The organism is Acidobacteriota bacterium (genome assembly GCA_016716905.1).
In the GTDB taxonomy this organism is placed as follows: Bacteria; Acidobacteriota; Vicinamibacteria; order Vicinamibacterales; family SCN-69-37; genus SYFT01.
In genome coordinates, this window is record JADJUS010000022.1 from 1,788,906 (window position 1) to 1,815,094 (window position 26,189).

Genomic DNA, 26,189 nt, shown 5'->3' on the forward strand with positions numbered 1-26,189 from the left:
TGTCACGAGCGTTATCGTTCTGTCACGTGGTGTTTCCATGTGACTGGTATCCATGTGTGGTCTCAGAAGGAGCCTCCATACATGTCACGTTTTGCACGCGCCACTCTTCTCGTCTTCATTCTTGCGGTTGCCACGCCCTGGGGCGCGCCGCCTCCCGTCGTCACATTAATCGGCAAAGGTGTCATTGACAGCGCGCTGCTGGACAAGTCAGGTCTGAAGGGCAGCATTTGCCAGGCCGGCGCTCCGGCAAACTGCGTGCCGAAGGCGATTCTCGGTGGGCTTGGCTCGGACATTACGTACACCGGCCACGACAATGTCTTCATCGCCGCTCCCGATCGGGGACCGTTCGACGGTCTGACGGATGTCGCCTTCCTCGATCGCGTGCACTTTCTTCACATCACGATGAATGCCGGCACCATCAACACACGGCTGCTTGATACCCGGTTTCTCAAGAATGAGTTCGGCAAGACGTTTGTCGGCGCAGCCGGGGCCTTTGACGTCAACAGTGACTTCGCCACTCTGCGGCTGGATCCGGAGGGCATCCGGGTCGGACCCAACGGACATTTCTATATTTCCGACGAGTACGGCCCCTATATCTTCGAGTTCAACCGTCAAGGTCACCTGGTCCGCCGGATCGACGTGCCCTCGACGTTCCTGATTGCCAGCCCGAGCGGCGATCCAACCACGGAGCTGCTGAGCAACACGTCGGGACGCCAGGCGAATCGAGGCATGGAGGGTCTGGCCATCAGCCCCGACGGCAACACGCTGATCGGCATCATGCAGAACGCGCTGCTTCAGGACAACGCGCTCACTCCGGGCACCGTTGATCGACAGAGCGTGAACACCCGGATCCTCACCGTGGACCTCTTCACGGGCGAGACCCATCAGTACGTGTATGTGCTGGATGCATTCAACCGCGGTCAGGGCGTGAGTGAAATCCTGGCCATCAACGACCATGAGTTCCTGGTAGTGGAACGCGACAACCGGTCCTGGCTCACGTCGGGGACGGCGCCGACGAGAAAGAACATCTACAAGATCGACGTCTCCGGCGCGACGGATGTCTCAGCAGTCGCCAGTTTGCCGGCGGGCGCCCTCCCGGCAGAGATCGTGCCGGTCGGCAAGTCGATCTTCATCAATATGCTCGACCCCATCTACGGCCTGCACCTGAACGATGCGAACGCGATTGCCGAGAAGATTGAAGGACTGGCCTGGGGTCCGAACCTCGCTGATGGCCGGCATGTGCTGTACGTGGTGAGCGATAACGATTTGAGCCCGACGATCGATACGCAACTCTTTGCCTTTGCAATTGAGGCTTCGAGCATCGACCTTCAGCCACAGGTTCTTCCTGGCCCGCTCTATCCGCCTGGGCAAGTAAAGAAGGCCTTGAAGTGAAGCAGCGGTGAAGCCGACGCCGGGGTGATGGGTCACCCCGGCGCCAACTTCCTGATGCAAGCCGCCCAGCGCGCGGCTGCCGTCAAATGGTCCGACCTGCCGGCGTCTTGGCCAGGACAAGCCTGGAGCCGGGATATGATGCCCGCGCCCCCATGCTCTCCACCGGCACCCGTCTCGGTCCCTATGAAATTGTTGCTCCGCTCGGTGCGGGCGGAATGGGCGAGGTGTATCGCGCGCGCGATACCAAGCTCAATCGCGATGTGGCGATCAAGGTGCTGCCCGAAGCTTTCGCACTCGATGCGGACCGCCTCGCGCGATTCACGCGCGAAGCGCAGGTGCTCGCGTCGCTCAACCACCCGAACATCGCGCAGATCTATGGGATAGAGGAAACGACCTCAGAGGTCGGTCGCGGGGTGAGTGGTGCCGGACCGACCTCTGAGGTCGTTTCCCGTGCCCTTGTCATGGAACTGGTCGAGGGGCGGGACCTGTCGGAGCTGATCCGATCCTCGGAGGCCGGGTCTCGCTCTTCGGAGGCCGGACCTTCAGGTCCGGCAAACACGCCGGGTCTAAAGACCCGGCCTCCATCCGGAGGATTCCCCCTCGCCGACGCGATCGCCATCGCGCGCCAAATCATCGACGCGCTCGAGGCCGCGCACGAGCAGGGCATCGTCCATCGCGACCTGAAGCCGCAGAACATCAAAGTCCGCGACGACGGCACGGTCAAGGTGCTGGACTTCGGACTGGCGAAGGCGATGGACTCCGGGACCTCGGGACCCCAGGACTCCAACAACTCGCCCACGTTGACTGCGCGGGCGACCCAGATGGGCATGATCATCGGCACCGCCGCGTACATGGCGCCGGAGCAAGCGCGTGGGCGTGCGGTCGATCGGCGCGCGGACATCTGGGCCTTTGGCGTGGTGCTCTACGAGATGCTGACGGGCTCGCGCGGGTTTGAGGGTGAAGACATCTCCGTCACGCTGGCTAACGTCATCAAGGAAGACCCGAAGTGGGATGCGCTGCCCGCGGACCTGCACCCATCGATCAAGCGGTTGCTTCGCCGCTGCCTTGAAAAGGATCCGAAGCGCCGGCTTGGCGCCATCAGCGACGCCAGGCTCGAACTCGACGAAGCGTCGTCACCATCCGAGGCGTCTCCGGCCGCAGCTTCAGTCGCCGCCCCGCGCTCAGGTGTCGCACGCTGGGAACGCGCGATCTGGGCGTCGGTGGCAGCCGTGGCGATCGTTGCGGCGGTGTGGCTGGCGTGGCCATCCAGTTCCGATGACGAAGCCACGCTGCCGATGGCGCGTTTCGAAGTCTCTCCGCCGGGAGAAGGACGTTTTATCGGGAATGCGCCGCGCATAGCGATCTCGCCGGACGGCCGATCGCTCGCGTTTTCTGCGTCGTCAAAAGCCGCCGAGGCCGATCAACTCTGGATTCGGCGCCTCGACTCGATGGAGGTGCTGCCGGTTCCGGGAACGCTGAGCACCCCTGACGCCAATCAACCTCAGTCTCCCTTCTGGTCTCCTGACAGCCGACAGCTCGCCTTCTTCGTGCAGACGGGCCTGGAGGCAGGAGGCCTGTCGCGAGCAAGCCGGCTGCTGACCGCAGACATGACCGGCGGCGGCGTTCGGAAGATTTGTGACCTGCCATCCAACAACGCCAGCGGTACCTGGAATAGCGAGGGGGTATTGCTGGTCTCCTCGCAGGGCACCAAAGGCATTCAGCGCGTCTCGGCCAACGGCGGTGCGCCGACGCAGGTGACCACGCTCGACAGCACGACAAAGGAGATCGCCCATCTGTGGCCGCAGTTTCTGCCCGACGGCCGCCACTTCCTCTATCAGGCCCAGACTGATGCGCGCGGCGACTGGGCCATCTTTGCCGGAGCCATCGATTCGGCGGCCAGACACCAGGTGGTGAAGTCCGACTACGCCAGGTTCGCTGCGCCGAACCTGCTGCTCTACGTCGTCGGTGAGAATCTGATGGCCCAGCGCATGGACATGCAGTCGCGCACGCTCACGGGCGACCCCGTGGTGCTGGCCACTGGGATGGTGAATCTGATCTCTAACGGCCGGTCTGGTTTCACGGTGTCTGACGCCGGTGTGCTGGTCTACGCCAGCAATCCTGACCAGCAGTCCGGGTTGGCCAATCGACGCCTGACGTGGCTCGATCGCCGGGGCACACCGCTGGGCCCGGTCGGGCCGCCCGTCTCGGCGTTCAACTTTCGACTCTCTCCAGATGGTGCCCGTGCGGCTCTGGTCGAGCTAGCGGGTGACCGCGCGACCGGCCGTCAGTTGTGGGTGGCCGACCTCGAGCGCAACGTCAAGGCCCCGCTGGCGTCATCCCGCGGGGGCCTGAGTCCAACCTGGTCAGATGATGGACGTCGGCTGGTGTTTTCATCGACGGCCGACGATGGGCGGGTGACGATCGGGGAGCGCGTGGCGAGCGGCGCCACACCCATGACCACGCTCCACAACGAAACCGGTCCGACCGTGCTTCTGGTGCCCCTCGACGAGTCCAGCGATGGCAAGCTGGTGGTGTTCACAAGAACCAATTCAGGCGTGCGAAGTCTGTACGTCTTGTCGAAGACCGACGGCAAGGTCGCGCCGTATCTCGAAGACGGTTTCGACCATCCCCAGGCGTCGCTCTCGCGCGATGGCCGATGGCTGGCGTACACGACGAATGAATCCAGCACGTACGAGGTCGTGGTTCAACCATTCCCGGACCCATCGCAGGGAAAATGGCCCATCTCGGCAGGCGGCGGCGCCATTCCGCGTTGGCGGCGAGACGGGCGTGAACTGTTCTACGTGAATAACGCGGCCCAACTGGTGGCCGTGCCCGTGACCACACATCAGGAACTTGTGCCTGGCAAACCGCAGCCGTTGTTCTTACTGCCAGGCAATCTGCCGACCATCAGTACCGGCGCGTACAGCTACGACGTGTCTCCAGACGGGCAGCGCATCCTCGTGTCGATCGGTCCGGGCGGTATCGGAAATGTCTCGGCGGCCCTGCCTCTCACGGTCGTCACCAACTGGACGTCGCTGCTGACGAAGAAGTAGATGGCCCCTTCAATCCCGCCGACCAGTTGACGACGACCGTGACCGGCTGGCGGACGGCTGTCGCTTCTCGCGGGCGGATGAACAGGAAGCGCTTGCCGTCTTTCGTGACGGATGCGTTCAACCGAGGTCAGGGCGTGAGTGAAATCCTGGCCATCAACGACCATGAGTTCCTGGTGGTGGAACGCGACAAGCGGTCCTGGCTCACGTCGGGGACGGCGCCCACGAGAAAGAACATCTACAAGATCGACGTCTCCGGCGCGACGGATGTCTCAGCAGTCGCCAGTTTGCCGGCTGGCGGCCTCCCGGCAGAGATCGTGCCGGTGGGCAAGTCGATCTTCATCAACATGCTCGACCCCATCTTCGGCCTGCACCTGAACGATGCGAACGCGATTGCCGAGAAGATTGAAGGACTGGCGTGGGGTCCGGACCTTGCCGATGGCCGGCATGTGCTGTACGTGGTGAGCGATAACGATTTGAGCCCAACGATCGATACCCAACTCTTCGCCTTTGCCGTTGAGGCTTCGAGCATTGACCTCCAGCCACAGGTTCTTCCTGGCCCGCTCTATCCGCCAGGGCAGGTAAAGAAGGCCTTGAAGTGAAGCAGCGATTGTCGTTTAACGTTATCCGTTATATGCTGGACGGGTGATCAAGGGCTTTGGCTCTGCCGACACGAAAGCGCTGTTCGAGACGGGGAAGTCCAAGCGTTTCGGGAGCATCGTCACCGTGGCGACGCGCAAGCTGACCGTGCTGGACGCGGCGACGACGCTGGAGTTCTTGAGGTCACCACCTGGCAATCGCCTGGAGGCCCTGAAGGGTGACCGGAAGGGCCAGGACAGTATCCGGATCAACGACCAGTGGCGCATTTGTTTTCGCTGGACAACCGCCGGGCCTGAGGATGTCGAGATTGCGGACTATCACTGACGGAGCATCGCGATGAAGATGAAGAATGGCATGAGGCCGGTGCACCCTGGCGAAGTCTTGCGTGAGGACTTCCTGCGCCCTGCGGGCCTGACCGCGAACGCGCTGGCCAAAATCCTCCATGTGCCGGCGCCGCGCATCAACGACATCGTGCGCGAACGGCGAGGCGTGTCTGCGGATACGGCGATGCGCCTGGCGCGGTACTTCGGCGGAGATGCGCACTCGTGGCTGAACCTGCAGGCCATCTATGACCTGCGGCTGGCGGAGATTGCCAATGCTCGCAAGATCGACCGCGAGATCATGCCCATTGCTGTCTGACTGATACCCCGACCTGCGGGTATACTCTCGGCACTCCGTTGGTACTGACTTCCGGCACGCGTCTCGGACCCTACGAAATCGTCGGCCCTCTCGGTGCTGGTGGCCCGCCTACGCTGGCGGCGGCCTTCGGCCGCCAGCTCCGGCGAGGTCTCGCCGTAGCCAAGGAAAGGATCTGGACGTGATTGGTCAAGTTCTTGGGCCATACCAGATCCTTTCCAAGCTTGGCGAAGGCGGAATGGGCGAGGTGTATCGCGGGCGGGACACGAAGCTCAATCGCGACGTCGCGATCAAGGTGTTGCCCGAGTCGTTCGCGCTCGATGCGGATCGTGTGGCTCGCTTCACGCGCGAAGCCCAAGTGCTCGCGTCGCTGAACCATCCGAACATCGCGGCGATTTACGGGATCGAGGAGTTCCGGGAAAAGACGTCGGGTGTCTTTTCCGGTTCCACGTCCGCGGAAAAGACACCCGACGTCTTTTCCCGCGCCCTTGTCATGGAACTGGTCGAAGGCGAGGACCTGTCGGCGCATATCGCGCGCGGCGCCATTCCGCTCGCCGAGGCCTTGCCCATCGCGAAACAAATCGCTGATGCCCTCGAAGCCGCGCACGAGCAGGGCATCGTCCATCGCGATCTCAAACCGCAGAACATCAAAGTCCGCGCCGACGGCACGGTGAAGGTGCTGGACTTCGGCTTGGCGAAAGCGACAGATCGGACCCTGGACTCTGGACCCGGGACCCAGGACCCCAACAACTCGCCGACCATGACCTCCCCCGCCATGACGGCGATGGGCATGATCCTCGGCACCGCGGCATACATGTCGCCCGAACAGGCGAAGGGCCGCGCCGTCGACAAACGCGCGGACATCTGGGCCTTCGGCGTGGTGCTGCACGAGATGCTGACAGGTGGGCACCTGTTCCTGGCCGAGACGATTCCCGAAACACTCGCGCATGTGATGACGCGGCAGATCGACCTCGGCACGATGCCGGCCTCGACGCCGCGCCGCATCCGCGACCTGCTCGCGCGGTGTCTCGAAAAGGACCCCAAGAAGCGGCTGCGCGATATCGGCGAAGCGCGGATTCGGCTCGAAGAAGTGATCAGCGGATCCGCTGAGGAACCGACGATCCTCGCTGGAGCCATCGTCGCCGCGCCGCCCCCCAAGCGCACGATGACCATCGCGTTCGCGGCCCTCGCCGGCGTCACCACGATCGCGCTGGCCACTGTGCTGTTCATGTGGGCGCCATGGCGCACAACGCTGGCGCCCTCGCCCACGCCGCGCAAGTTGCTCGCCGGCATCGGCGCGGACGCGTCGCTGTCTCTGGGCGTTGGGGCGGCGGCCATCCTGTCGCCCGACGGGACGACGCTCGCGTTTGTCGCTGTGCCGGCCAATCAGGGCCGGCCGGTGCTGTTCGTCCGGAAGCTCGAGGAACTGCAGGCCACCGCGCTTGCCGGCACCGACGAGGCGGCGAGCCCGTTCTTCTCGCCCGATGGCCAGTGGATTGCGTATTTCGCGGGTGGCCAGTTGAAGAAGGTCTCGGCTACGGGCGGCGCGTCGATCAAACTGTGTGACGCCCCCGCGGGCCGCGGTGGCACCTGGACCGACGACGACACCATCCTCTTCACGCCGGATAGCAGCCCGAACACAAGGCTCATGCGCGTCCCAGCCGGAGGCGGCGCAGCGTCGGCGTTCGGCACGCTTGGCACGGGCGCGACGACCCAGCGCTGGCCGCAGGCGCTCCCCGATGGCCGGAGCGTGCTCTACACCGAACATTCCGGCACGAGCAATTTCGACACCGCCAACCTCGTCGTCGCTCCGCTCTCTGGTGGGGCCCCGAAGATCGTCGTCCCCGGCGGCTACTACGGCCGGTACGTCTCGGGCGGGCATCTGATCTACATGAACCAGGGCACGCTCTTCGCCGTGCGCTTCGATCTCGATCGGCTCGAGACGGTCGGGCCGGCGGTGCCGGCCATTGAAGGCATCACCGTAGCCGGGAATGGCGGTGCGCAATTGGCCGTCTCCTCCGATGGCACGATCGTCTACGTGGCCGGCGCGGCCTTATCGTTGGCCACGCCCATCGACTGGCTGACGCGCGACGGCAAGACCTCGCTGCTTCGCGCGGACAACGCCAACTGGCAGAATCCGCGGTTCTCCCCTGATGGCCAGAAGCTGGCGATCGACATCTCCGACGGCAAGCGGAGTGACGTCTGGGTGTATGAGGTGGCACGCGGCACGCTGACGCAGCTCACGTTTGACGCGGCGAATGATATGAGGCCCGTGTGGACACCGGATGGCCGACGCATCGTCTTCGCGTCCGACCGCGCCAAGGCCGGCGTGTTCAACCTGTACTGGGCGAACGCCGACGGCACCGGGCAGGTGACGCGGTTGACCGACAGTCCCAATCTCCAGTGGCCTCAGTCGTGGCATCCGAGCGGCACGTTCCTCGCGTTCGCCGAGGTTCGCGGCGCCGCGACGGGGTCCGACCTGCTGCTGCTGCCGATGGAGGGCGATGCCACGCGCGGATGGACGCCCGGGACGCCTACGGTGTTCCTGGGCACGCGGGCAGCCGAGGGCGCGCCGGTGTTTTCGCCGGACGGTCGATTCATCGCGTACACTTCGACTCAAGAATCCGGCGGCAGCACCTACGACATCTACGTCCGGCCGTTTCCCGGGCCCGGCGGCCCGCGGCGCATCTCCACGACGGGCGGTATCTATTCCGAGTGGTCCGCCAGCACCCACGAGCTGCTGTTTCTGAACTACCTCGACCCGGCGCCGTCGAAGATCATGGCCGCGCCGTACGCCGTCGTTGGAGACTCGTTCCAGGCCGAGACGCCGAAGGTCTGGTCGTCGGTCAGCGTGCAGAAGGCGAACCCCAACAACAGCGCGTACGATCTGCATCCCGACGGCAAGCGGATCGCGGCGGCCGCGGTGCCGGACCAGGGCAACATCGTGCAGGACAAGGTGGTCTTCATCTTCAACTTCGCGGCACATTTGGCGAAGATTGCGCCGGGGAAGAAATGAGTCTCGCACCAGGAACGCGTCTCGGTCCCTACGAAATCGTCTCTGCGCTCGGCGCCGGCGGCATGGGCGAGGTCTATCGCGCCACCGACAGTCACCTGAAGCGATCGGTCGCGATCAAAGTGTTACCCGCCGCGATGGCCGGCGATGCCGACCGTCTTATGCGCTTTCAGCGCGAGGCGGAAGTGCTCGCCGCGCTCAATCACCCGAACATCGCGGCGATCTACGGACTGGAAAAGACACCAGACCTTACGGCGCTGGTCATGGAACTGGTCGAGGGGCAGGACCTGTCGGAGATCATTTCATATTCGCCGGGTCTAAAGACCCGGCCTCCGAAGACAGACGGGTCGTTCCGTACGGAGGCCGGGTCTTTAGACCCGGCAAATTCGCGCGGCGGCATCCCACTTTCCGACGCGCTCGCCATCGCGAAGCAGATCGCCGACGCGCTCGAGGCCGCGCATGAGCAGGGAATCGTGCATCGCGACCTGAAGCCGCAGAACATCAAGGTGCGCGCCGACGGCACGGTGAAGGTGTTGGACTTCGGATTGGCGAAAGCGATGGACCGGACCCTGGACTCTGGACCCGGGACTCTGGACCCGCGAAACTCGCCGACGATGACGTCCCCCGCTATGACGGCGATGGGCATGATCCTCGGCACGGCGGCGTACATGGCTCCCGAACAGGCCAAGGGCCGCGCCGTCGACAAACGTGCGGACATCTGGGCGTTCGGGGTGGTGCTCTACGAGATGCTCACGGGCCGGCGCGCATTTGCCGGCGACGACGTCAGTGAACTGCTCGCGTCGGTACTGCGAGACACGCCGGATCTGGCGGCGTTGCCGGCCACGATTCCTCCGGGCGTGCGCCGGCTGTTGCAGCGGTGTCTCGAGAAGGATCCGAAGAAGCGGCTGCGCGACATCGGCGAAGCGCGGCTGATGTTGGATGGCCCTCTTGATGACACCGCGCCACAGGTAGCCGCCGCGGCGCCCGCATCGGCACGCCGCTCGTCGACCGCGTGGATCATGGCGACCGCTGTCGTCCTGGTCGCGGCTGCCGCACTCGCCGTTCCCGCCGTTCGCCATCTCAGCGAAACGCCGCCGCCCGAGACACGTCTCGACATCGTCACACCACCGACGTCGCAACCGTCGGCGTTTGCCCTGTCACCCGATGGCACGCAGATCGTGTTCGCGGCCTCCAGCGCGAAGGGCACCCGTCTCTGGTTGCGTTCGCTCTCGACTACGACTGCGGAACCGCTGGAGGGCACCGAAGGCGCCACGCTCCCATTCTGGTCGCCAGATAGCCGCACGATAGGGTTTTTCGCCGACGGTTCACTGAAGCGATTGAATCTCAGCGGCGGCGCACCCCAGACGCTGGCGCCGGCCAACAACGGCAGCGGCGGGACCTGGAACGCGGATGACGTCATCGTGTTTGCCCCGACCACAACGACGCCGCTGATGCGAGTGCCGGGTTCGGGTGGCTCGGCCGTGCCGGTCACAACCCGCGGACCGCAGCAATACGGCCACCACTCGCCGCATTTCCTCGCCGATGGCCAGCGGTTTGTGTTCAGGGTCGGCGGGGTGGCAGACGAATCCGGCACGTACATCGGGGACCTCGACGGGAGCGCCCCAATCCGGTTGTTGCCAGATGCGGCAGCGGTCATTCCCACTCCTGACAATTGGCTGCTGTGGGTACGCGGCGGCGCGCTGGTCGCCCAGCGGTTGGACGTCGCGCAACGCGCGATGTCGGGGACCGTGGTGACCGTGGCCGACGGTGTGCATCTGGATAACCTCGGCAGTCGAAGTGCGGTCTCTGTCTCGGCGACCGGTCTTGTGGCCTATCGAACGACAGGGGGATCGGAGCGACAACTCACATGGTTTGATCGCGCTGGAATTCCGCGTGGCGTCGTGGGCGAACCCGACGCCAGTGTCTTGAGCCCTCGGGCATCCCCTGATGGGCGCCGCATTGCCGTCACTCGCAGGGTGCAGGACAATGAGGACATCTGGCTCTGGGACGGGGCTCGCTGGAGCCGGTTCACCTTCACCCCGGGCCGGGACCAGCATTCGGTCTGGTCACCCGACAGCACCAGAATCCTGTACCAGTCGCTCGGCAAAGGCGCCGGAGAGATGCAGTCCAAGCTCACGAGCGGCGCCGGCGGGGAGGAGCCGCTCCTGGCCAACAGCCCGCTGTTGACCCCGACGAGTTTCTCCGCGGATGGCCGCATCCTCCTCTACCAGACCATCGACCCCACGACCAACGCAGACTTGTGGGTTGTTCCGTTGAGCGAGGGCGCGAAGCCAGGAACGTCGTCTGCGTTTCTGAAGACGCCGTTTCGGGAAGCCTATGGTGTGTTCTCGCCGGATGGCCGGTGGGTGGCTTATCACTCCAACGAATCAGGCCGTCCTGAGGTGTACGTGAGGCCGTTCGTTCCGCCCGGTGCCACGGGAGCGGCTCCGGCCGCCGGAGCCCAGGCGCAGGTCTCCACGGACGGCGGGATCCACGCCATGTGGAGCCACGACGGCAAAGAGATCTACTACATCGGCCCGGAGGGCGACCTGATGGCCGTGCCGATTGCTGTGAAGGGGGCCACCGTGGAGCCGGGCGTCCCGAAGAAACTGTTCGCGACGCGCGTCTTCGGCGGTGGCGCGGACATTCAACTGGGCCGGCAGTACGATGTCACGCCCGACGGACGCTTCCTGATCAACAACGTGTTGAGCGATGCCCTTGCGCCGATCACGTTGCTCCAGCACTGGAATCCTGACGGCAAGAAGAAGTGACCACGTGACCCTCCTCCCCGGCACCCGCGTCACGCCGGGCTAATGTCGGTTTTCGAGAAGTCCTCGCCAACGAAGAGCAGAGTGTCGCGCGCCGTCTGCGCGGTGGCATACGCCAGGCAGTCGCCGTAGTTCAGTGCGGCGCTGTGGCGTCCGCGGCCGAAGCGGCGAAACGCGTCCGCGGCCACTCGCCATTCCGCTTCGCCGAAGGGGACGATGGTGACCGACAGTTCCCGAACCAGGCCCTCGACTGACTCGGCGCTCCTCGCGCCCTTGCGGCCCGCGAACACGAGACTGGTTTCCACCATGGTCGGTGCGCCCACGCGCACATGGTCCGCTTCCAGGATGCGATCCACCAGGGCCAGATAGCCTGGCTCGGCGAAGAGGATGGCGATGAGCGCCGAGGAGTCCAGCGTCATACGCCCTCAGGGCCGTAGCCCAGGATCGCGTCTTCTTCCGTACGGGAAAGCACGCGGCCCTTCTCGCTCCTGGGCACTCCTTTCCAGACTCGTTTCTTCAGGAACGACAGTACGGCGGCCCGCCGGTCGCTCACGGGCGCAGCCACAAGGCGCCGCTTCCGGTCTTCGAGTGCCTTTCGAATCGCTTCGGTTTTCGTCTCACCGGTCAGCAGCGCCACTTCGCCAGCGAGCCGCTCGACGGAAGCGTTCTTGATGTTCAGGGCCATGATTACACCATGGTATACCACCATGGTGTAATGGTGTAGTCAGCCACCGTCGCTATACTCTCCATCTCGTGACGATGCCCCCTCGGACCCCGGACCCTGGACCCTGGACTCTGGACTCTGGACTCTCAGCCCTGGACTCCGTGGACGTCCTCGTTGTCGGCGCCGGACCGGCCGGGTGCGCCGCCGCAACAGTGCTGGCGCAATGCGGCCATCGCGTTCTGCTTGTCGATCGGCCGTCGACTGGCCGGCCGGCGCTGGCCGAATCCATTCCGCCGAGCGCGAAGCGAATCCTGTCGGTCCTCGGGATGAAAGACGCGGTGGATGCCGCAGGATTTCAGCCCTGGCTGGGCAATACCGTGTGGTGGGGGAGCGATGCACCTCGTATCGAGTCGTTCGCGGCCGACGAATCGGGCTACCAGGTGGAACGCGATCGTTTCGATGCCGTGCTGCGGAATGTGGCGGTCAACGCCGGTGCGCAGGTCATTTCCGGCCTCGTCCGCGATGTCACCATCCTCGGTTTCGACCCGTCTTTTTCCGAAACGGCCGTTTCAGCCGCCATCGAGGTTGAGGGAAAGACATCCGAAGTCGCCGCGAAGCTCGTCCTCGATTGCTCGGGCCGAGTGGGCGTGGTCGCGCGTAAGGGCCTTCGAGTGGTGGAAGCCTCACATCGAACCGTGGCGCTTGTGGGCGTGTGGCACGCCGATAGGCCGTGGCCGGAGGCGCAGCACGGGCACACGCTCGTCGCGTCGCACGCCGATGGTTGGGCGTGGTCGGTGCCCACGGCTGAAGACACGCGTTGTGTCACGGTGATGGTGGACCCGGAACGCAGCCACCTCGCCCGGGGGGTGCCGGCGCTCGATGTCTATCTCGCCGAGTTGAAGAAGGTGTCGGCGTTCGCTCCTCTGCTGGCCGAGGCAACCCTGGTGAATGGCCCGTGGGGAGCAGATGCGTCGCTCTACAGCACAAAGCACTACGCAGGCCCCGGCTTCCTCCTTGTGGGTGATGCGGCTTCCTTTATCGATCCGTTGTCGTCCTTCGGGGTGAAGAAGGCTCTGGCCTCTGGATGGCTCGCCGCGATCACGGCAAACACCGTTCTCAAAACGCCGGAGATGCGCGACGCGGCGCTGGCGTTCTACGAACAGCGCGAACGCGAAGTGGTGGAGAGCTTCCGCACGCAGACCGCGCGATACGCTGCCAGCGCAGGCGGGGATTCGAGCCATCCATTCTGGGAAGCACGAGTGGATCTCGCGCTTGAAGACCAGCGCGAGCTACGTACGGCGTACGCCGCTCGGCCGGATCCGTACGTAGCTCGGCCTGATCCTCAAGGCCGAGATGACCGCGCGCTACAAGCCACCCTCGTCGATCTGCGCGCGCGCCCCGAGATTCACCTGCAGCCAGGTGCCCAGGTCCGAACAGCGCCCAAAGCCGCAATTCGCGGCCAGTTGATCGTGATGGAAGACCACGTGTTCACCCCGGCGTGGCCGGAAGGCGTCCGGTACCTGCGCAATATCGACCTGCTGCTTTTGATGCGCCTTGCGCCCGAACATCGCGACGTGGGCGCCCTGTATGACGCGTTGTCCAACGCCCAGCCAGGGGTGTCACTGCCGGACTTCCTCGGCGTCTTATCCACACTCATCGCGCGTGGCGCCCTCGAGCACAAAGTATGAGAAACTCCTACCCTCTATGAAGCGTTTGCTGCTCTCGGCACTTGGTGTCCTGATCCTCGGCAGTGCGGTAGCCGCCCGAATGCCGCAAGCTGCGGCCACACCGGCGCAGGCCCCGGCGACACCGGCCATGCCGGGCACCACATCCGACGAAGGCATCCCGATCACACACGCGAAGGTGAAGACCGTGTGCGGCGATTGCCACAAGACTGACGACAAAGGGCGGATGTCGCGCATCTCCTTCAGGCGCACCACGCCCGAAGGTTGGCAGGAAACGATTCGCCGGATGGTCACGCTCAACAAAGCCGAGATTGAACCGGCCGACGCGCGCGAAATCGTCAAGTACCTTTCAGACAACCTCGGACTGGCCCCCGAAGAGAGCAAGCCGGCGTACTTCGAGAGCGAACGAAGGCTGATCGACTTCAAGTACTCCGCCAACCGCGACACCGAACAGATCTGCTCCAGCTGCCACTCCATCGGCCGCGTGATGCTGCAGCGCCGAACCGGCAAGGAGTGGGACCTCGTGCTGGCGATGCACCGGGGTTGGTATCCGCTCATCGATGGCCAGGTCTTCCGCCGCGGTGGCCCGGCCAGCACTGAACCCGGGCCCGATGGCCGTCCACCCGACAACCGCCATCCGATGGACAAGGCGCTCGCGCACCTCAAGCCCACGTTTCCCTTCACCACGCCGGAATGGACGGCATGGTCAGCCACGATGAGAAGTGCTCGGCTGGACGGCACTTGGTTGCTCAGTGGCTACGACCCCGGCGCGGGACCGATCTTCGGCACGGTCACCATGACCGCGAATCCGTCGACGCCCGATGAGTTCACGACCGAGACGACGTTTCAGTACGCGCGCACTGGCCGCACCGTGGTGCGTCGCGGCCGTTCCGTGGTCTACACCGGCCACCAGTGGCGTGGGCGCACCACCGTGAACGGCGATGACGCCACGTCGCTGCGCGAAGTCATGGAAGTAGAACGCGACTGGCAGTCCATCTCAGGCCGCTGGTTCAACGGCGACTACGAAGAACTGGGACCGGACGTCACGCTCACCCGCATTGGCCGCGAAGCCGTGGTGGCTGGCCTCGATCGGCCGTCGGCCCGTCGTGGCGGTTCCTCTCAGACCCTGCGCATCTTCGGCGCCAACTTCCCGACGACGGTGGCAGCGCGAGATGTGGACTTCGGCCGCGGCGTCACGGTCAGCCGCGTGGTGAGCGCGACGCCAACGATGGTCACCGTGGAGTTGGACGTGGCAGCCGACGCGGCGCAGGGCGCGCGCGACCTGTTCCTGGCCGGCACACTCAAGAAAGCCGCGCTCACCGTGTACGACAAGGCGGACTTCATCAAGGTCACGCCCGGCTGGAGCATGGCCCGCGTGGGTGGCGTGGTCTTCCCGAAAATGCTGGCGCAGTTCGAGGCGTTTGCCTATGCGCACGGTCCGGACGGAAAGCCCGACACCAAAGACGACCTGCCCGTAGGGCCGGTGGACGCCACGTGGTCCGTTGAGGAATACACGGCGACGTTTGACGATGACGACCTGAAGTTTGTGGGTGAGGTGAATCCGACCACCGGCCTGTTCACCCCGGCGCTGGATGGCCCGAATCCGGCCCGCTCCGGCAACCGCAACAACATCGGCGACGTCTGGGTGGTGGCCACGCACAAACCGGCCGCCGGCGGCGCGCCGATGCGCGCGCGGTCACACCTGGTGGTGACGGTGCCGCTGTATCTGCGGTGGGACTTTTCGTCAATGGTCAGCCGATGAGCCAGGCCCTCAACGCGTTGCACCCGGGCGACTGCCACTCGTTTGAAGCGGGTGGGCAGCGGTTCCTGTATCTGGCGCCCAGTGCGGCTGTGATGGCAGTGGACGATGTGTCGGCGGCCGTGCTGGATTCAATCGCCCTCCGCGCGCGGTCGTCTGAAGAAATCGTCGCCGACCTGGCCGGTCGTTTCCCGGCTGACGCCATCGACGAAAGCCTCGACGAATTGGTGCGTGTTCGTGCACTCCGACGCTTCGACACCCCCACCCGTCGTCCTCCAGTGATCGTTCCGCTGACGCCGGTGCCGCTCAGCACGATGGTGCTCAACGTCACCAATCAATGCAACCTGAGCTGCACGTATTGTTACGAGTACGGCGAAGACAAGATCGTGCAGACCGAAAACGGCAAGCAGCCGAAGATGATGACTGAGCAGACGGCCCGCGAGAGCGTGGACTTCCTGCTGCGCGAGTCGGGCAAAGACGCGCACATGACGTTTTTCGGCGGCGAGACGCTGCTGAACTTCAGGGTGCTGAAGACCACCGTCGCCTACGCCACCGAACAGGCCGCTGCGCTGGGCAAGACCATTGACTTCAGCATGACGACGAACGCGACGCTGCTGAGTCCGGAGGTCATCGACTTCCTGGCGGAGCACAAGTTCGGCGTGACCATTTCGATGGACGGCCCGCCCGACCTGCAGAACAAGTTCCGCGTGTTCCACAACGGCACCGGCAGTTACGACGTGATGGCGCCCAAAGCGAAGGCGCTCATCGCCAAGCACCGGTCGCGTCCCATTGGCGCGCGCGTGACGCTGACCAAAGACACGCTGGATGTGCGGCGCATCTACAACCACCTCACAGAAGAGATCGGTTTCTGGGAAGTGGGCTTTGCCCCGGTGACGGCGTCACCTGAGCGGCCGCATGCGTTCGGCGATGAAGGCTTCGAGCAGGTGCTGGCTGAGTTCCGCGCGCTGGCGCAGGATTACCTGGCTGCCGCGCTCGAGGGCCGGCATCACGGGTTCAGCAACGTGCGAGAGACGCTCGGCGAAATCCACAAGGGCGCCAGCAAGGCGTGGCCGTGTGGCGCCGGGTTCGGGTTGCTGGGTGTGTCCACCGGCGGCGACGTCGGCCTGTGTCATCGCTTCGCCGGGTCGGACGATCACAAGTTCGGTACCGTGCGTGACGGCATCGATCGTGCGAAGCAGCACGACTTCCTCGAGTCGCATCACGTGAGCAACAAGACCGATTGCCAGACGTGCTGGGCGCGGCCGTTGTGCGCCGGCGGGTGTTATCACGAGGCCCACACGCGATTCGGCACCACGAACCAGCCCAACCTCCACTACTGCGACTGGATTCGCGGGTGGACGGATACGTGCCTGCAGATTTACGGACAGATTGCGCAACTCAACCCGGGATTCCTTCAGCAGTTCGAGGACGCCAATGAAGCACCTCAGCCCAGTTAACGCCAAAGCCCGTCGCCTTTCACACGCGCTCGCCGTGTCTTCGGAGGCCGAGTCTTCTTCGGAGGCCGGGTCTTCAGACCCGGCGGCTCATGACGTTGTCGCTCTGCACACGCCCCAGCAGCCGCAGGGGCCGCACATCCCGCTGGGATGCTCCACCGTGTTCGCACCCGGTTGGGAAGTGGACCGCACGGGCGGCACCGCCGGTTTGTGTCAGCCGGTGGAGCGCGACCTGTTCGACTGCCACCTCGGCTGCTTCTGGCCCGCGCAGGTGCCCGACCAGCTCAACCGCGCGCCCGACTGGACCAAGAAGTGCGCCGCCGCCCAGAAAGACTGGCGCAAGATCGACGTGATCTTTCCATGAAGACGCTGTCTCGATCCTTCGTGAAGAGCCGCGGCCTTGAAGTTCAGGCCGCGCTACGAAATGCGCACATAGTGCGACTTGGTCTGTCTGTGGTGTGTCGGGCGGGGGATTTCGTAGCGCGGCCTGGGTCTCAAGGCCGCGGCCTGCGCGTCCTCGCGCCAATCGTGATCCTCCTCGCGCTCGCGTCCGCGTCTCTCTCCGCCGCGCCCCAGATCACCACGCGCGCGCAGAGCGGCCGCACCGCCGCGCCGTCCGTGGCCGGCAATGGCACCATCTATCTTGGCAACTACAAGGGCACCATCTCGATCATCGACGAGGCGACCGAGAAAGTGGTCGGCGAGATTCCCCTCAAGGCCGGCATCCCCGGCCGCATCACGTTTTCCAACGATCGCTCGCGCCTCTACATCGCCGATATCTCATATGAGAAGGTCGAGATCGTCGATCGCGAAAAACGCGAGAGCATCGAAGTGCACACGCTCAGCGAGGGCAAGACCAAGGTCCGCATCTGGGGCATGCAGCCGGATCCGTTCGACAAGTACCTGATCCTGGTCATCAAGAAGTACACGTTGAACGAAGACCATTGGGAAATCGGGCCACCCACGCTGGTGCAGTACGACCTGGCCACCAGGAAGATTGCGCGCACGATTCCATGGCCTAAGGATGAGGAGCGCGAGCGCGCGTCGGTGATCTTCTCGCCCGACGGCAAGCTGATGTACCTGTTCGGCGACGACATCCTGATCTATGAGACCGAAGGGTTCAAGCAGGTCGACACCTGGAATCTGGCGCAGCCCCTGGAGCCCGGCGCCGGCCGCGTGACCTTCGGCGGCCTCGACCCCTTCACCGAGACGCCCGGGATCTACACGGGCCTGCTCACCATGAACGATCCGCTGAACGGCCGCCGCATGCTGGGCATCGGACGAGTCGATCTGGTGAACAAGAAGGTGGACTTCCGTCCGATTGGTCCTGCCCGGCCGCTGGGCTGGGCCATTTCGCCAGACCGCAAGCGCGCGTACGGCCTCTTCCAGGACATCGGCGAGTACGAGTTCTGGACCATCGACGTGGAGAACGGCACCGTGCTGCAACGACAGGCGTTTGCCGGCCGGCCGCGCATGGGTAACCGCGTCAGCAGCAACGGCAACATCATTTACATCTACACCGCCGGCAACACGATCGACTACTACGACGCCACCACGCTCAAGAAGCTGCGCACGCTCACGCTTGATACGGACATGACGTCGTTCACGCTGGTGCCGCCCAAGAAGTGAAAAACGACCTCAGAGATCCTGCCTCATCTCACCAAAGACCTCTGAGGTCGTTTTCCACTCGCGGAGCCCTTCGTTACCTGCGACCGTACCGGCCGCAACTGGCCGTTGTCCTGGTCATCAGTCTTGTCAGCACCGGGCTGTCGCTGTGGATGCCATATCTCACCAAGGACCTGGTGGATGAGGCGCTCATCGGACGCAACAGCGCTGCGCTCTTCCGTATCGTCATCCTTTTCGCCATCATCGGAGCGATCGGGTTCGTCCTTAACGTCGCCAGCGGCCTGATCTACACACGCGTCTCGGCCGACATCCTCTTCGACATGCGGCGTGAGCTGTACGAACACCTGCAGCGCCTCTCTCCTCGTTTCTACGCCGTGACCCGGCTGGGCGACATCGTTTCGCGCATCAACAGCGACATCAGCGAGATTCAGCGTGTGGCGGCAGAGGCTGCGCTCGCGTGGGTCGGCAATGTGCTCTTTCTCGGGGGCGGCATTGTCATCCTGCTCTGGCTCGACTGGCGACTGTTCATCGTCGGTCTGACGACGTTGCCGCTCAGCGCCTGGGCGCTGGTGATCTATCGGCGTCGTCTTGATTCGCGGGTCACCGACCTGCGAGAGCGGAGTTCGGCGATTGGCAGTTTCCTCATTGAGACGCTTCAGGCCAATCGGACCGTAGTGACTTCGGGGGCCGAGAAGCGAGAGGTCACTCGCTTCGGTCTTCTCAATTCGGCGTTCATCGACACGGTGATGGGTCTTCAGCGGGTGCACTATCTGGTGGGCGGCCTGCCATCGCTTCTCCTCGCCGGCGGCACCGCAGCGGTCTTCTTCTACGGCGGTTACCGCGTGGTGGAAGGGACGATGACGATGGGGACGTTGGCGGCGTTTATGGCGTATCAGGCGCGGGTGGTGGCACCGGTGCAGGCGCTGATGGGGTTGTACGGGAGCCTGGCTGTGGCGAAGGTGTCGTGGCGTCGAGTGGCTGAGGTGCTGGAGACACCTGTGGAAGTGGTGGAGCGCACGAACCCAATCGCGTTGCCCACGGTGCGAGGCGAGGTGGAGTTCGATCAGGTAACGCTTTCGTACGGCCGCGGCGGACCCGTGATTGAGGAGATCAGTTTTCGTGTCGCGCCTGGCGAGACGGTTGCGATTGTTGGCGCCAGCGGCAGCGGCAAGTCCACGATTGCGGATGTGTTGCTGCGACTGCTCGATCCGGACTCCGGCGTGGTTCGCCTCGACGGTCATGACCTGAAGGACGTGAAACTCTCCGACCTGCGGAAACATGTGCAGGTGGTGGAGCAGGAGCCGCTCTTGTTTCACACGTCGATTGAGGCGAACGTGCGCTACGCCAACCCGGATGCGAGTGACGATGAAGTGACGCGCGTCCTCGAGGCCGCCGGCATCGCGACGTTCGTGGCCGGCCTGCCCGACGGAGTGAAGACCGTCGTCGGCGATCGCGGCGTCGCGCTGTCAGCCGGCGAGCGTCAGCGCATAGCCCTTGCCCGCGCGCTCGTAGCGAACCCGTCGGTGTTGATCCTCGACGAGCCCAGCGCCGCGCTCGACCCCGCTTCCGAGCGTCAGGTCATCGAAGGCTATCGTCTGGCGATGAAGGGCAGAACGACCATCGTCATTTCACACAGGCTCGACGTGGTGCGCGCAGCCGATCACGTGGTGATGCTGGAAGGCGCGAGGATTGTGGAACGCGGAACACCGTCGGAACTGGTGGCGGCCGCCGGCCCATTCGCGAGGCTGTTCGGCACTTAGGAACTGGGGAACTGGGGAAGTTGGGAACTGTGGAACTGTGGAACTGAGGAACTGAGGAACTGAGGAACTGGGGTGGGGAAGGGGGGCTGGCGGTTCTCAAGGCCGCGGCGGGGTAGCTCGGCCTGTTCCTCAAGGCCGAGATCCGCGAGGCTAGCGTAAGGTGTCGATCAGATGATCTTGTCCGCCCACTCCCTCCCTCCCCGCACCGGCCGCGGCGTCCGCATCGCCGTGGTGGACAGCGGCATCCACGCCGCCCATCCACACGTGGGCGGCATCTCTGGTGGCGTGGGCATTGGCCCATTGGGCGAACTGAGCGACGACTACGTGGATCGCCTGGGGCACGGCACCGCCGTGGCCGCCGCCATTCGCGAGAAGGCCCCCCAAGGTGTGAGCTGTTGTCCGTGCGCGTGTTCGACCGCACGCTCACGACCACAGGGCTGGCGCTCGTCGCCGCGATTGAGTGGGCCGCGCTGCAGGGCGTACACCTCATCAACCTCAGCCTCGGCGCTTCGAATCAGGAGCACGCGCCCGCCCTGGCGGCCGCCGTCGCCAAGGCCGCAGCACGCGGCGCTATCGTCGTCTCCGCCGCACCGCAGGAAGGTGCCGCTTGGCTGCCCGGCGGTTTGCACGGCGTGGTCGCCGTCGATGTCGATTGGGACTGCCCGCGCGAAGAGTGTCGCGTCGTGAGCGCCGATGCTGGCGGCATTCGCCTCACCGCGTCCGGCTACCCGCGCCCCATTCCCGGCGTCGCACCCGAACGAAACTTCAGCGGCCTGAGCTTTGCCGTGGCAAACGTGACTGGCTTGTTGGCGCTGACTCTTGAAGACCGGCCGGCCCAGACAGTCGCTGCACTTGCGGACCGGCTGCGGGACTAGACTCACCCAAACTACGATGAAATGCGTTCGAGCGAGGTAATACGCTTTTCGTGGTCGGCGAGGGTCGCGGCAAATGCCCGGTCCGCCGCGTCTCCTGGAACCGTGTGGTCGTCGAGCCGTTTCATGATCATCGCGAAGCCGGCTCGCATTTCCAGTCGGAGGCTGTCGTCCTCGCGGATGCCTCGAATCCGATCAATCACGTCTTCGTGGAGTACGCCCATGTGGCGCCGCAAGTCCACGGTCTCCGTCTTCAGTCCGGCAACGTCTGTTTTTAGTACTGTGACGTCCGCCTGGAGGTGCGTGACGTCCGCCTGGAGGTTCGTGACATTGGCGGTCAATCGATCAAACCGCCGGTCGATTTCGTCAAAGCGTTCCTCAGACATCACGCCTCCAGTGCTGAACGACGACGATACCATCGTCAAGCGCCCTCAATCTGGAATCGCTTCAGAATCGTGTACACGCATCTTCGATCTGCACCGATCGCTTCTGACCCGTTTCTCTGACGGAGGGGTAGATCCTGACCCAAAAGCGCGAGTCTCGATCGTCGACGATGTTAGGATCCGAATCCGAAGGCGAAGGACGCGCAATGACGCTCACTGAATCCTGCGTGACCATTCACATGGCCGGTAGCCTCGACGGCTTCATTGCCCGCCGGGACGGTCGCGTCGACTGGATGGAGACGTCCGACGAATTCGCCGGCGGGGAGCCGATGGATCCGTCGGTCGTCGCGGCGTTCCTCAAGACAATCGATTGCTACGTCATGGGGTCGCGAACCTACGAGACCGCGCTGAAGTTTGAAGCCCAGGGGCTCGGATGGGCGCACGGAGACACACCCACCTTCGTGCTCACGAGTCGCGATCTGCCACGCACCAGAGAAACCGTCGAGTTCCACTCAGGCGACCTCACGCAGTTCGTGACTGAAGTCCTGCGGCCCCGGTTTCGCCAGATTTGGTTTGTCGGTGGCGCGGAGACCTGCGCCGCGTGCCTCCGTCCTGGCCTAGCCGACGAAGTGCGCTATTCGATCCTGCCGATCGTGACGGCGACGGCATCCCGTTGTTTGAGCACCTCGGCAAAGACGTCGCCCTTCACCTGACAGAGGTCAAGGCCTACAAGAACGGCATCGTGGCGCTTCGGCATGAGGTGCGATGAAGAGCTCCTTCCTTAGCCGTGACCGGGCGGCGATTGTCTGGCTGACGTTCGTTGCCGCGAGTGCAGCTTGCACCTCGCCGACGGGTCCCGACGAACTGTCCGGCGTGACCCTGCAGGCGGCATCCGTCAGATCGAGTGCTGTGCCTCCGGGAGCGACATTTCCGCCCACGATTCGTGTAGAGGGGCGGAACGTCGTCGTGTCGGGAATTATCACCACGCCGTGCCGGGTTACGCAATCTCCGCAGGGGCGTTGAAGTTGGGAAGCCTGGTCACTATCACACTCACGGCACGTCAGCTCGGGAACGTGTGCCTCACCTTGGTCGACGAATTCGCCTATCGGGCGACCGTGCCCCTGTGGCGTGGGGCCTACAGGATAGATGTCGTATGAGCACTGGAACTTCCTTGCCGACCGAGGTCGTCGGCAAGGCGACGATCGTCGTGAAGCAGGCGACTCGGTGCCACCCACGACCGACATCCTCACCGCGTTTGAATTGCATTCTCCAGGCCAGATCTCCGCGGCGCTGGACGAGGGCGTAGACCCGCACGCGCCGATTCGCGGAAGTCGCCCATGACCTGGCTGACCGAAATGTACAGCCGGTCCGCGAATTTCCCTCGGTGCGTGCGCATCCTGCTTGACCGCGGTGCCGTATCGATGATCCGGCGGTGGCGCCGGTACTGCTTAACGACGTGGCCGCGCTCAAGGCGGCCCTGCTGGACAACCCTCGCTTCTGCACCACCGAACCACGATGGTGTCGGCCTTTACGCCGCTGGTCGGTGCGTCACTGCTGCACGTAGCGGCTGAGTAGGGAACGCAGACGTCGCTCAGGTGCTGATCGACATGGGCGCCGACGTGCATGCTCGCGCCGACACGGACGAGTTCGACTCAACGGCCATACGCCGTTGTTCCACACCGTCAGCTCGAACCAGAACTACGCCGCGCCCATCCTGAAGATGCTGCTGAAGGCCGGCGCGCGCGCCGACATCGCGCTGCAAGGCATCACCTGGGCAAGGGGTTCGAGTGGGAAACCACGCTGTTCGACGTCACGCCCGTGTCGGGCGCGCAGTTCGGCCTGCTGCCGCAGGTGCACCGGCGCGACACCGACATCTACGACAACATCAGGCTGCTGCTCGAGGCTGGCGGCCGGGCGGTGCCGCCTCTCGACAACGTGCCGAACGCGCATCTCACCCCGAAACAAAGCTGACCCGATGCGGCACTCCCTGTCACCAGACGACCGTCGCTTCCGCGACGACCTTGAGGCGTGCGTCGTTCAGCCAGCCGCGTTCGACCACCGGTCACACATCCGGCTGGCGTACATCTACCGCCGAACACGACACCGACACGGCGCTGATGAAGATGCGAACTGCACTGCAGGCGTTCATCGCACATCACGGGATTCCCGCCACGAAATACCACGAGACACTGACGCGCATGGATACTGGCCGTGCACCACTTCATGGCCACCGCACCCGCTTCCTCATCGTCGGCGGACTTTGTCGAGGCGAACCCCGCGATGCTCGACACAAAGATCATGCTGACCCACTATTCAGCCGAGGTCCTGTTCTCGCCAGAGGCGCGCGCGCGGTTTGTTGAGCCGGATCTCGGTGTGATTCCGAGACACGGCGAGTAGGGCGGGCGCCTCGGCCTTGAGGAACAGGCCGAGCTACTTCCGGGAGGCCGAGCTACGTGCCGGATCGATATCCTCCTGCGTAGCTTGGCCTCTCCGAACGTAGCTCGGCCTGTTCTTCAAGGCCGAGGCCCACCCACGTGGTAGGATTCGCGCGGGAGTTTCACACATGCACGCAGTCGTCAGAACGTATTCAGGCCCGGGCGCGAAAGAACTGTTCGATGTCATCGAGGCCAACCTCGCAGAGATCAAAACCTCCTACACGCCGTCAAGGGTTTTGTCAGCTACACGCTGGTTCGCACCGAGACAGGGCGGCTTCGCCGTCACGGTCTGCCAGGATCGCACCGGCGTAGACGAGAGCCTCCGCCTGGCGCGCGAGTGGATCGCGAAGAACGCCGCTCATACCGGCGCCGCCGCGCCTCTGGTGGGCGAAGGCACCGTGATCCTCTCGTAGAACGGATTTCATCGGTGTCGCCGGACCTGAAGGTCCGGCCTCCGAAGACAACCGCTATCGCACCCGGCGGCCATCCATCACCCCATGCCACGCCCGTAGGTGGCAATGACGATGAAGTGGTCGCGCGGGTGGATTTGCAGGTCTGAGACCTGCACGGACGCAGGTTTCCCCCAGCACGTGCCAGGTCAGGCCGGCATCCTTCGACACATAGGCGCCGAAGTCGTTGCCCGCGGACAGCAGACCCTCTACGGACGGGTCCTCGCGAATCACGTTGATGGAACCCGACGGGACATTGCCCACCACGCTGGTCCACGTCGCGCCGTAGTCGGTGGACTTCACAGGTACGGCGCGAAATCGTCGTCTTCGCGGCCTATAGCTGCGCGACCAGCACACGTGCCTGCCGCGCATTTCGACGGCACAATGCGCGACACCCACTTCTTCAGCGCCATCGGCAGATTCCGGCCGATGTTGGTCCACGCGCCCGTCGTCCCGTGACATGCAAAATTGCCGTCGTCAGTGCCCGCGTAGATGAGGCCTCGGGTCAGTGGCGACTCGGCAATGTGCGTGAGCGTCTGGTAGGCTGATAGCCGGCGTAGACGGTGTTGGCATCGAACGGTGAGAGCACAATTGGCGCCATCCACTGGGCCCGCTGAGGCGCCTCGCCATCAGCAGCCTTCGGCCGGATATCGGTATGTGCCGGAGCCGCCGAAGGGGCCGGCGCCGCGCCCCGCCCGCCGCGGCTGGCAGGTGCCGGAGTCACGTCTGCGCGCGAAGTTGCCGTAAGCCGTGGGAATACACAAGGTTCGGGTTGGTGGGGTCGATGGCGCGTTGACTGCCTTCGCCGCCGGGGGCGCCCTGCCAGGCTTTTGGCGTGAAAACGCCCTCGCCGGCTCCGGGGACGACGGCCACGCGGAAGCCGCCGGCGTCCTGCACCGATCCGTAACGCGAAACGGCTTCGCCATGTCGAGTTCCACGTTGTAGAACTGCGTGCCACGGATGCCCCCCGCTTCGCGCTTCGTCCGGCCGCCGTCTTCGGTCATCGTGAAACCCTGATCGTGGGCGGTCTAGACCACTCTTGGCCGGTTAACCGGATCGATCCACATGCGATGGTTGTCGCCACCGCCGGCCGCAAACGGCTTGAACGTGGCCCCGCGTCGTCCGACACGCTTACACTGAGCGCCAAAACGTAGACGCGGTTCTCGTTTTCGTATCGACGCGAACTGCGTAAACACCCAGTTGTAGGTGTTGCCCAATCCCATCATCTGCGCGGCGGTTTCTGGCGTCTGACCGCTGGTGCGTCGCCACGTCGCGCCCTTGTCGTCGCTGCGATGAGATCTCCATCCCGCGGATGATGTTGCTGTTGGCGGGCAACAGACGCCCGTAGGCAGCATCGTTCTCACCTGACGGCGGCGGACGGCCAGCGTCGTAGTTGTCGATCACGGCGTAGACCACGTTCGGATTCGATCGCGAGACGTCGAGGCCAATGCGCCCGCGGAAACCGCGGCTCGGGCAACCCCGTGTTGGCCGGCACCCAGGAGGTGCCACCATCCGTGGTCTTCCAGATACCGCCCTCGGTGTGTTCGGCTCCACGCGCGGGTCGCTCCACTTACGACGCACCCGCTGCCACATGCCCGCATACAACGTGTTCGGGTCCCTCCGGGTCCATCACCGGGTCCACC

General features: G+C 64.4%; 22 protein-coding genes and 3 pseudogenes. 19 read left to right on the top strand and 6 right to left on the bottom strand.

All coding sequences use genetic code 11. The annotated features are described in order from the left end of the window. Window positions 1–81: 81 nt before the first annotated feature. From IPL75_23790 to IPL75_23820, 7 genes are all read left to right on the top strand, one after another. Window positions 82–1,392: an esterase-like activity of phytase family protein gene (locus tag IPL75_23790; protein ID MBK9243216.1), complete on the top strand. Its 1,311-nt coding sequence runs from the start codon at window positions 82–84 to the stop codon at window positions 1,390–1,392. Between the two features lie 152 nt (window positions 1,393–1,544). Next, complete coding sequence (locus IPL75_23795; GenBank protein MBK9243217.1) at window positions 1,545–4,445, top strand: serine/threonine-protein kinase; 2,901 nt, start codon at window positions 1,545–1,547, stop codon at window positions 4,443–4,445. Window positions 4,446–4,579: 134 nt separating this feature from the next. Further along, on the top strand, window positions 4,580–5,044 hold the full coding sequence (locus tag IPL75_23800; protein ID MBK9243218.1) for an esterase-like activity of phytase family protein: 465 nt from the start codon (window positions 4,580–4,582) through the stop codon (window positions 5,042–5,044). A gap of 43 nt (window positions 5,045–5,087) precedes the next feature. Next, on the top strand, window positions 5,088–5,366 hold the full coding sequence (locus tag IPL75_23805; protein MBK9243219.1) for a type II toxin-antitoxin system RelE/ParE family toxin: 279 nt from the start codon (window positions 5,088–5,090) through the stop codon (window positions 5,364–5,366). 12 nt (window positions 5,367–5,378) lie between these two features. Continuing rightward, the gene (locus IPL75_23810) at window positions 5,379–5,681 is read left to right on the top strand and encodes a HigA family addiction module antidote protein (protein ID MBK9243220.1); all 303 of its coding nucleotides are present in this window, start codon (window positions 5,379–5,381) and stop codon (window positions 5,679–5,681) included. A 178-nt stretch (window positions 5,682–5,859) separates the two neighbouring features. Beyond that, complete coding sequence (locus IPL75_23815) at window positions 5,860–8,694, top strand: serine/threonine-protein kinase (GenBank protein MBK9243221.1); 2,835 nt, start codon at window positions 5,860–5,862, stop codon at window positions 8,692–8,694. After that, the gene (locus IPL75_23820; protein MBK9243222.1) at window positions 8,691–11,462 is read left to right on the top strand and encodes a serine/threonine-protein kinase; all 2,772 of its coding nucleotides are present in this window, start codon (window positions 8,691–8,693) and stop codon (window positions 11,460–11,462) included. The genes IPL75_23815 and IPL75_23820 overlap by 4 nt, the downstream gene beginning before the upstream one ends. 29 nt (window positions 11,463–11,491) lie before the next feature. Here the strand turns inward: IPL75_23820 and IPL75_23825 are convergent, their stop codons facing one another. After that, window positions 11,492–11,878 (bottom strand): type II toxin-antitoxin system VapC family toxin, encoded by a 387-nt coding sequence (locus IPL75_23825; GenBank protein MBK9243223.1) that lies wholly within the window; start codon window positions 11,876–11,878, stop codon window positions 11,492–11,494. After that, window positions 11,875–12,144, bottom strand: a complete 270-nt coding sequence (locus IPL75_23830) for a type II toxin-antitoxin system VapB family antitoxin (protein MBK9243224.1) — start codon at window positions 12,142–12,144, stop codon at window positions 11,875–11,877. Before IPL75_23830 ends, IPL75_23825 begins: the two co-directional genes overlap by 4 nt. 68 nt (window positions 12,145–12,212) lie before the next feature. On the opposite strand from IPL75_23830, the gene IPL75_23835 reads away from it, so the two are divergent. The 7 genes from IPL75_23835 to IPL75_23865 all read left to right on the top strand — a co-directional run bounded on the left by IPL75_23835 (window position 12,213) and on the right by IPL75_23865 (window position 21,282). After that, the gene (locus tag IPL75_23835; protein MBK9243225.1) at window positions 12,213–13,811 is read left to right on the top strand and encodes a tryptophan 7-halogenase; all 1,599 of its coding nucleotides are present in this window, start codon (window positions 12,213–12,215) and stop codon (window positions 13,809–13,811) included. 16 nt (window positions 13,812–13,827) lie between these two features. Continuing rightward, window positions 13,828–15,570 (top strand): quinohemoprotein amine dehydrogenase subunit alpha, encoded by a 1,743-nt coding sequence (gene peaA, locus IPL75_23840; GenBank protein MBK9243226.1) that lies wholly within the window; start codon window positions 13,828–13,830, stop codon window positions 15,568–15,570. After that, a complete protein-coding gene (peaB, locus tag IPL75_23845) occupies window positions 15,567–17,024 on the top strand; it encodes a quinohemoprotein amine dehydrogenase maturation protein (GenBank protein ID MBK9243227.1) in 1,458 nt (485 codons plus the stop codon). The genes peaA and peaB overlap by 4 nt, the downstream gene beginning before the upstream one ends. Then, window positions 17,002–17,385: a quinohemoprotein amine dehydrogenase subunit gamma gene (gene qhpC, locus IPL75_23850; protein MBK9243228.1), complete on the top strand. Its 384-nt coding sequence runs from the start codon at window positions 17,002–17,004 to the stop codon at window positions 17,383–17,385. The genes peaB and qhpC overlap by 23 nt, the downstream gene beginning before the upstream one ends. Continuing rightward, entirely contained in the window at window positions 17,382–18,650 is a 1,269-nt protein-coding gene (locus IPL75_23855) for a hypothetical protein (GenBank protein ID MBK9243229.1), read from the top strand. The genes qhpC and IPL75_23855 overlap by 4 nt, the downstream gene beginning before the upstream one ends. Further along, window positions 18,647–20,407 carry an ABC transporter ATP-binding protein gene (locus tag IPL75_23860; protein ID MBK9243230.1) on the top strand — a complete coding sequence of 587 codons (1,761 nt, stop codon included), beginning with the start codon at window positions 18,647–18,649 and terminating at the stop codon, window positions 20,405–20,407. Before IPL75_23855 ends, IPL75_23860 begins: the two co-directional genes overlap by 4 nt. 401 nt (window positions 20,408–20,808) lie before the next feature. Continuing rightward, window positions 20,809–21,282 (top strand): S8 family serine peptidase, encoded by a 474-nt coding sequence (locus IPL75_23865; protein MBK9243231.1) that lies wholly within the window; start codon window positions 20,809–20,811, stop codon window positions 21,280–21,282. Between the two features lie 11 nt (window positions 21,283–21,293). On the opposite strand, the gene IPL75_23870 is transcribed toward IPL75_23865, so the two are convergent. Continuing rightward, window positions 21,294–21,704 carry a hypothetical protein gene (locus IPL75_23870; protein MBK9243232.1) on the bottom strand — a complete coding sequence of 137 codons (411 nt, stop codon included), beginning with the start codon at window positions 21,702–21,704 and terminating at the stop codon, window positions 21,294–21,296. Between the two features lie 164 nt (window positions 21,705–21,868). Here IPL75_23870 and IPL75_23875 point away from each other — a divergent pair. The 5 genes and pseudogenes from IPL75_23875 to IPL75_23895 all read left to right on the top strand — a co-directional run bounded on the left by IPL75_23875 (window position 21,869) and on the right by IPL75_23895 (window position 24,510). Next, window positions 21,869–22,431 (top strand): annotated as a pseudogene (locus IPL75_23875) (dihydrofolate reductase family protein). Window positions 22,432–22,808: 377 nt separating this feature from the next. After that, window positions 22,809–23,003: a hypothetical protein gene (locus IPL75_23880; GenBank protein ID MBK9243233.1), complete on the top strand. Its 195-nt coding sequence runs from the start codon at window positions 22,809–22,811 to the stop codon at window positions 23,001–23,003. A gap of 282 nt (window positions 23,004–23,285) precedes the next feature. Further along, window positions 23,286–23,633, top strand: coding sequence for a hypothetical protein (locus IPL75_23885; protein MBK9243234.1), 348 nt, complete (start codon window positions 23,286–23,288; stop codon window positions 23,631–23,633). A 4-nt stretch (window positions 23,634–23,637) separates the two neighbouring features. After that, window positions 23,638–24,059 (top strand): annotated as a pseudogene (locus tag IPL75_23890) (hypothetical protein). A gap of 166 nt (window positions 24,060–24,225) precedes the next feature. Continuing rightward, window positions 24,226–24,510, top strand: a pseudogene (locus IPL75_23895) (hypothetical protein). 54 nt (window positions 24,511–24,564) lie between these two features. On the opposite strand, the gene IPL75_23900 reads toward IPL75_23895, so the two are convergent. The 3 genes from IPL75_23900 to IPL75_23910 all read right to left on the bottom strand — a co-directional run bounded on the left by IPL75_23900 (window position 24,565) and on the right by IPL75_23910 (window position 25,443). Beyond that, the gene (locus IPL75_23900; GenBank protein ID MBK9243235.1) at window positions 24,565–24,849 is read right to left on the bottom strand and encodes a hypothetical protein; all 285 of its coding nucleotides are present in this window, start codon (window positions 24,847–24,849) and stop codon (window positions 24,565–24,567) included. Further along, window positions 24,846–25,151 (bottom strand): hypothetical protein, encoded by a 306-nt coding sequence (locus IPL75_23905; GenBank protein ID MBK9243236.1) that lies wholly within the window; start codon window positions 25,149–25,151, stop codon window positions 24,846–24,848. Before IPL75_23905 ends, IPL75_23900 begins: the two co-directional genes overlap by 4 nt. A gap of 115 nt (window positions 25,152–25,266) precedes the next feature. Further along, window positions 25,267–25,443 (bottom strand): hypothetical protein, encoded by a 177-nt coding sequence (locus IPL75_23910; protein MBK9243237.1) that lies wholly within the window; start codon window positions 25,441–25,443, stop codon window positions 25,267–25,269. Window positions 25,444–26,189 lie beyond the last annotated feature (746 nt).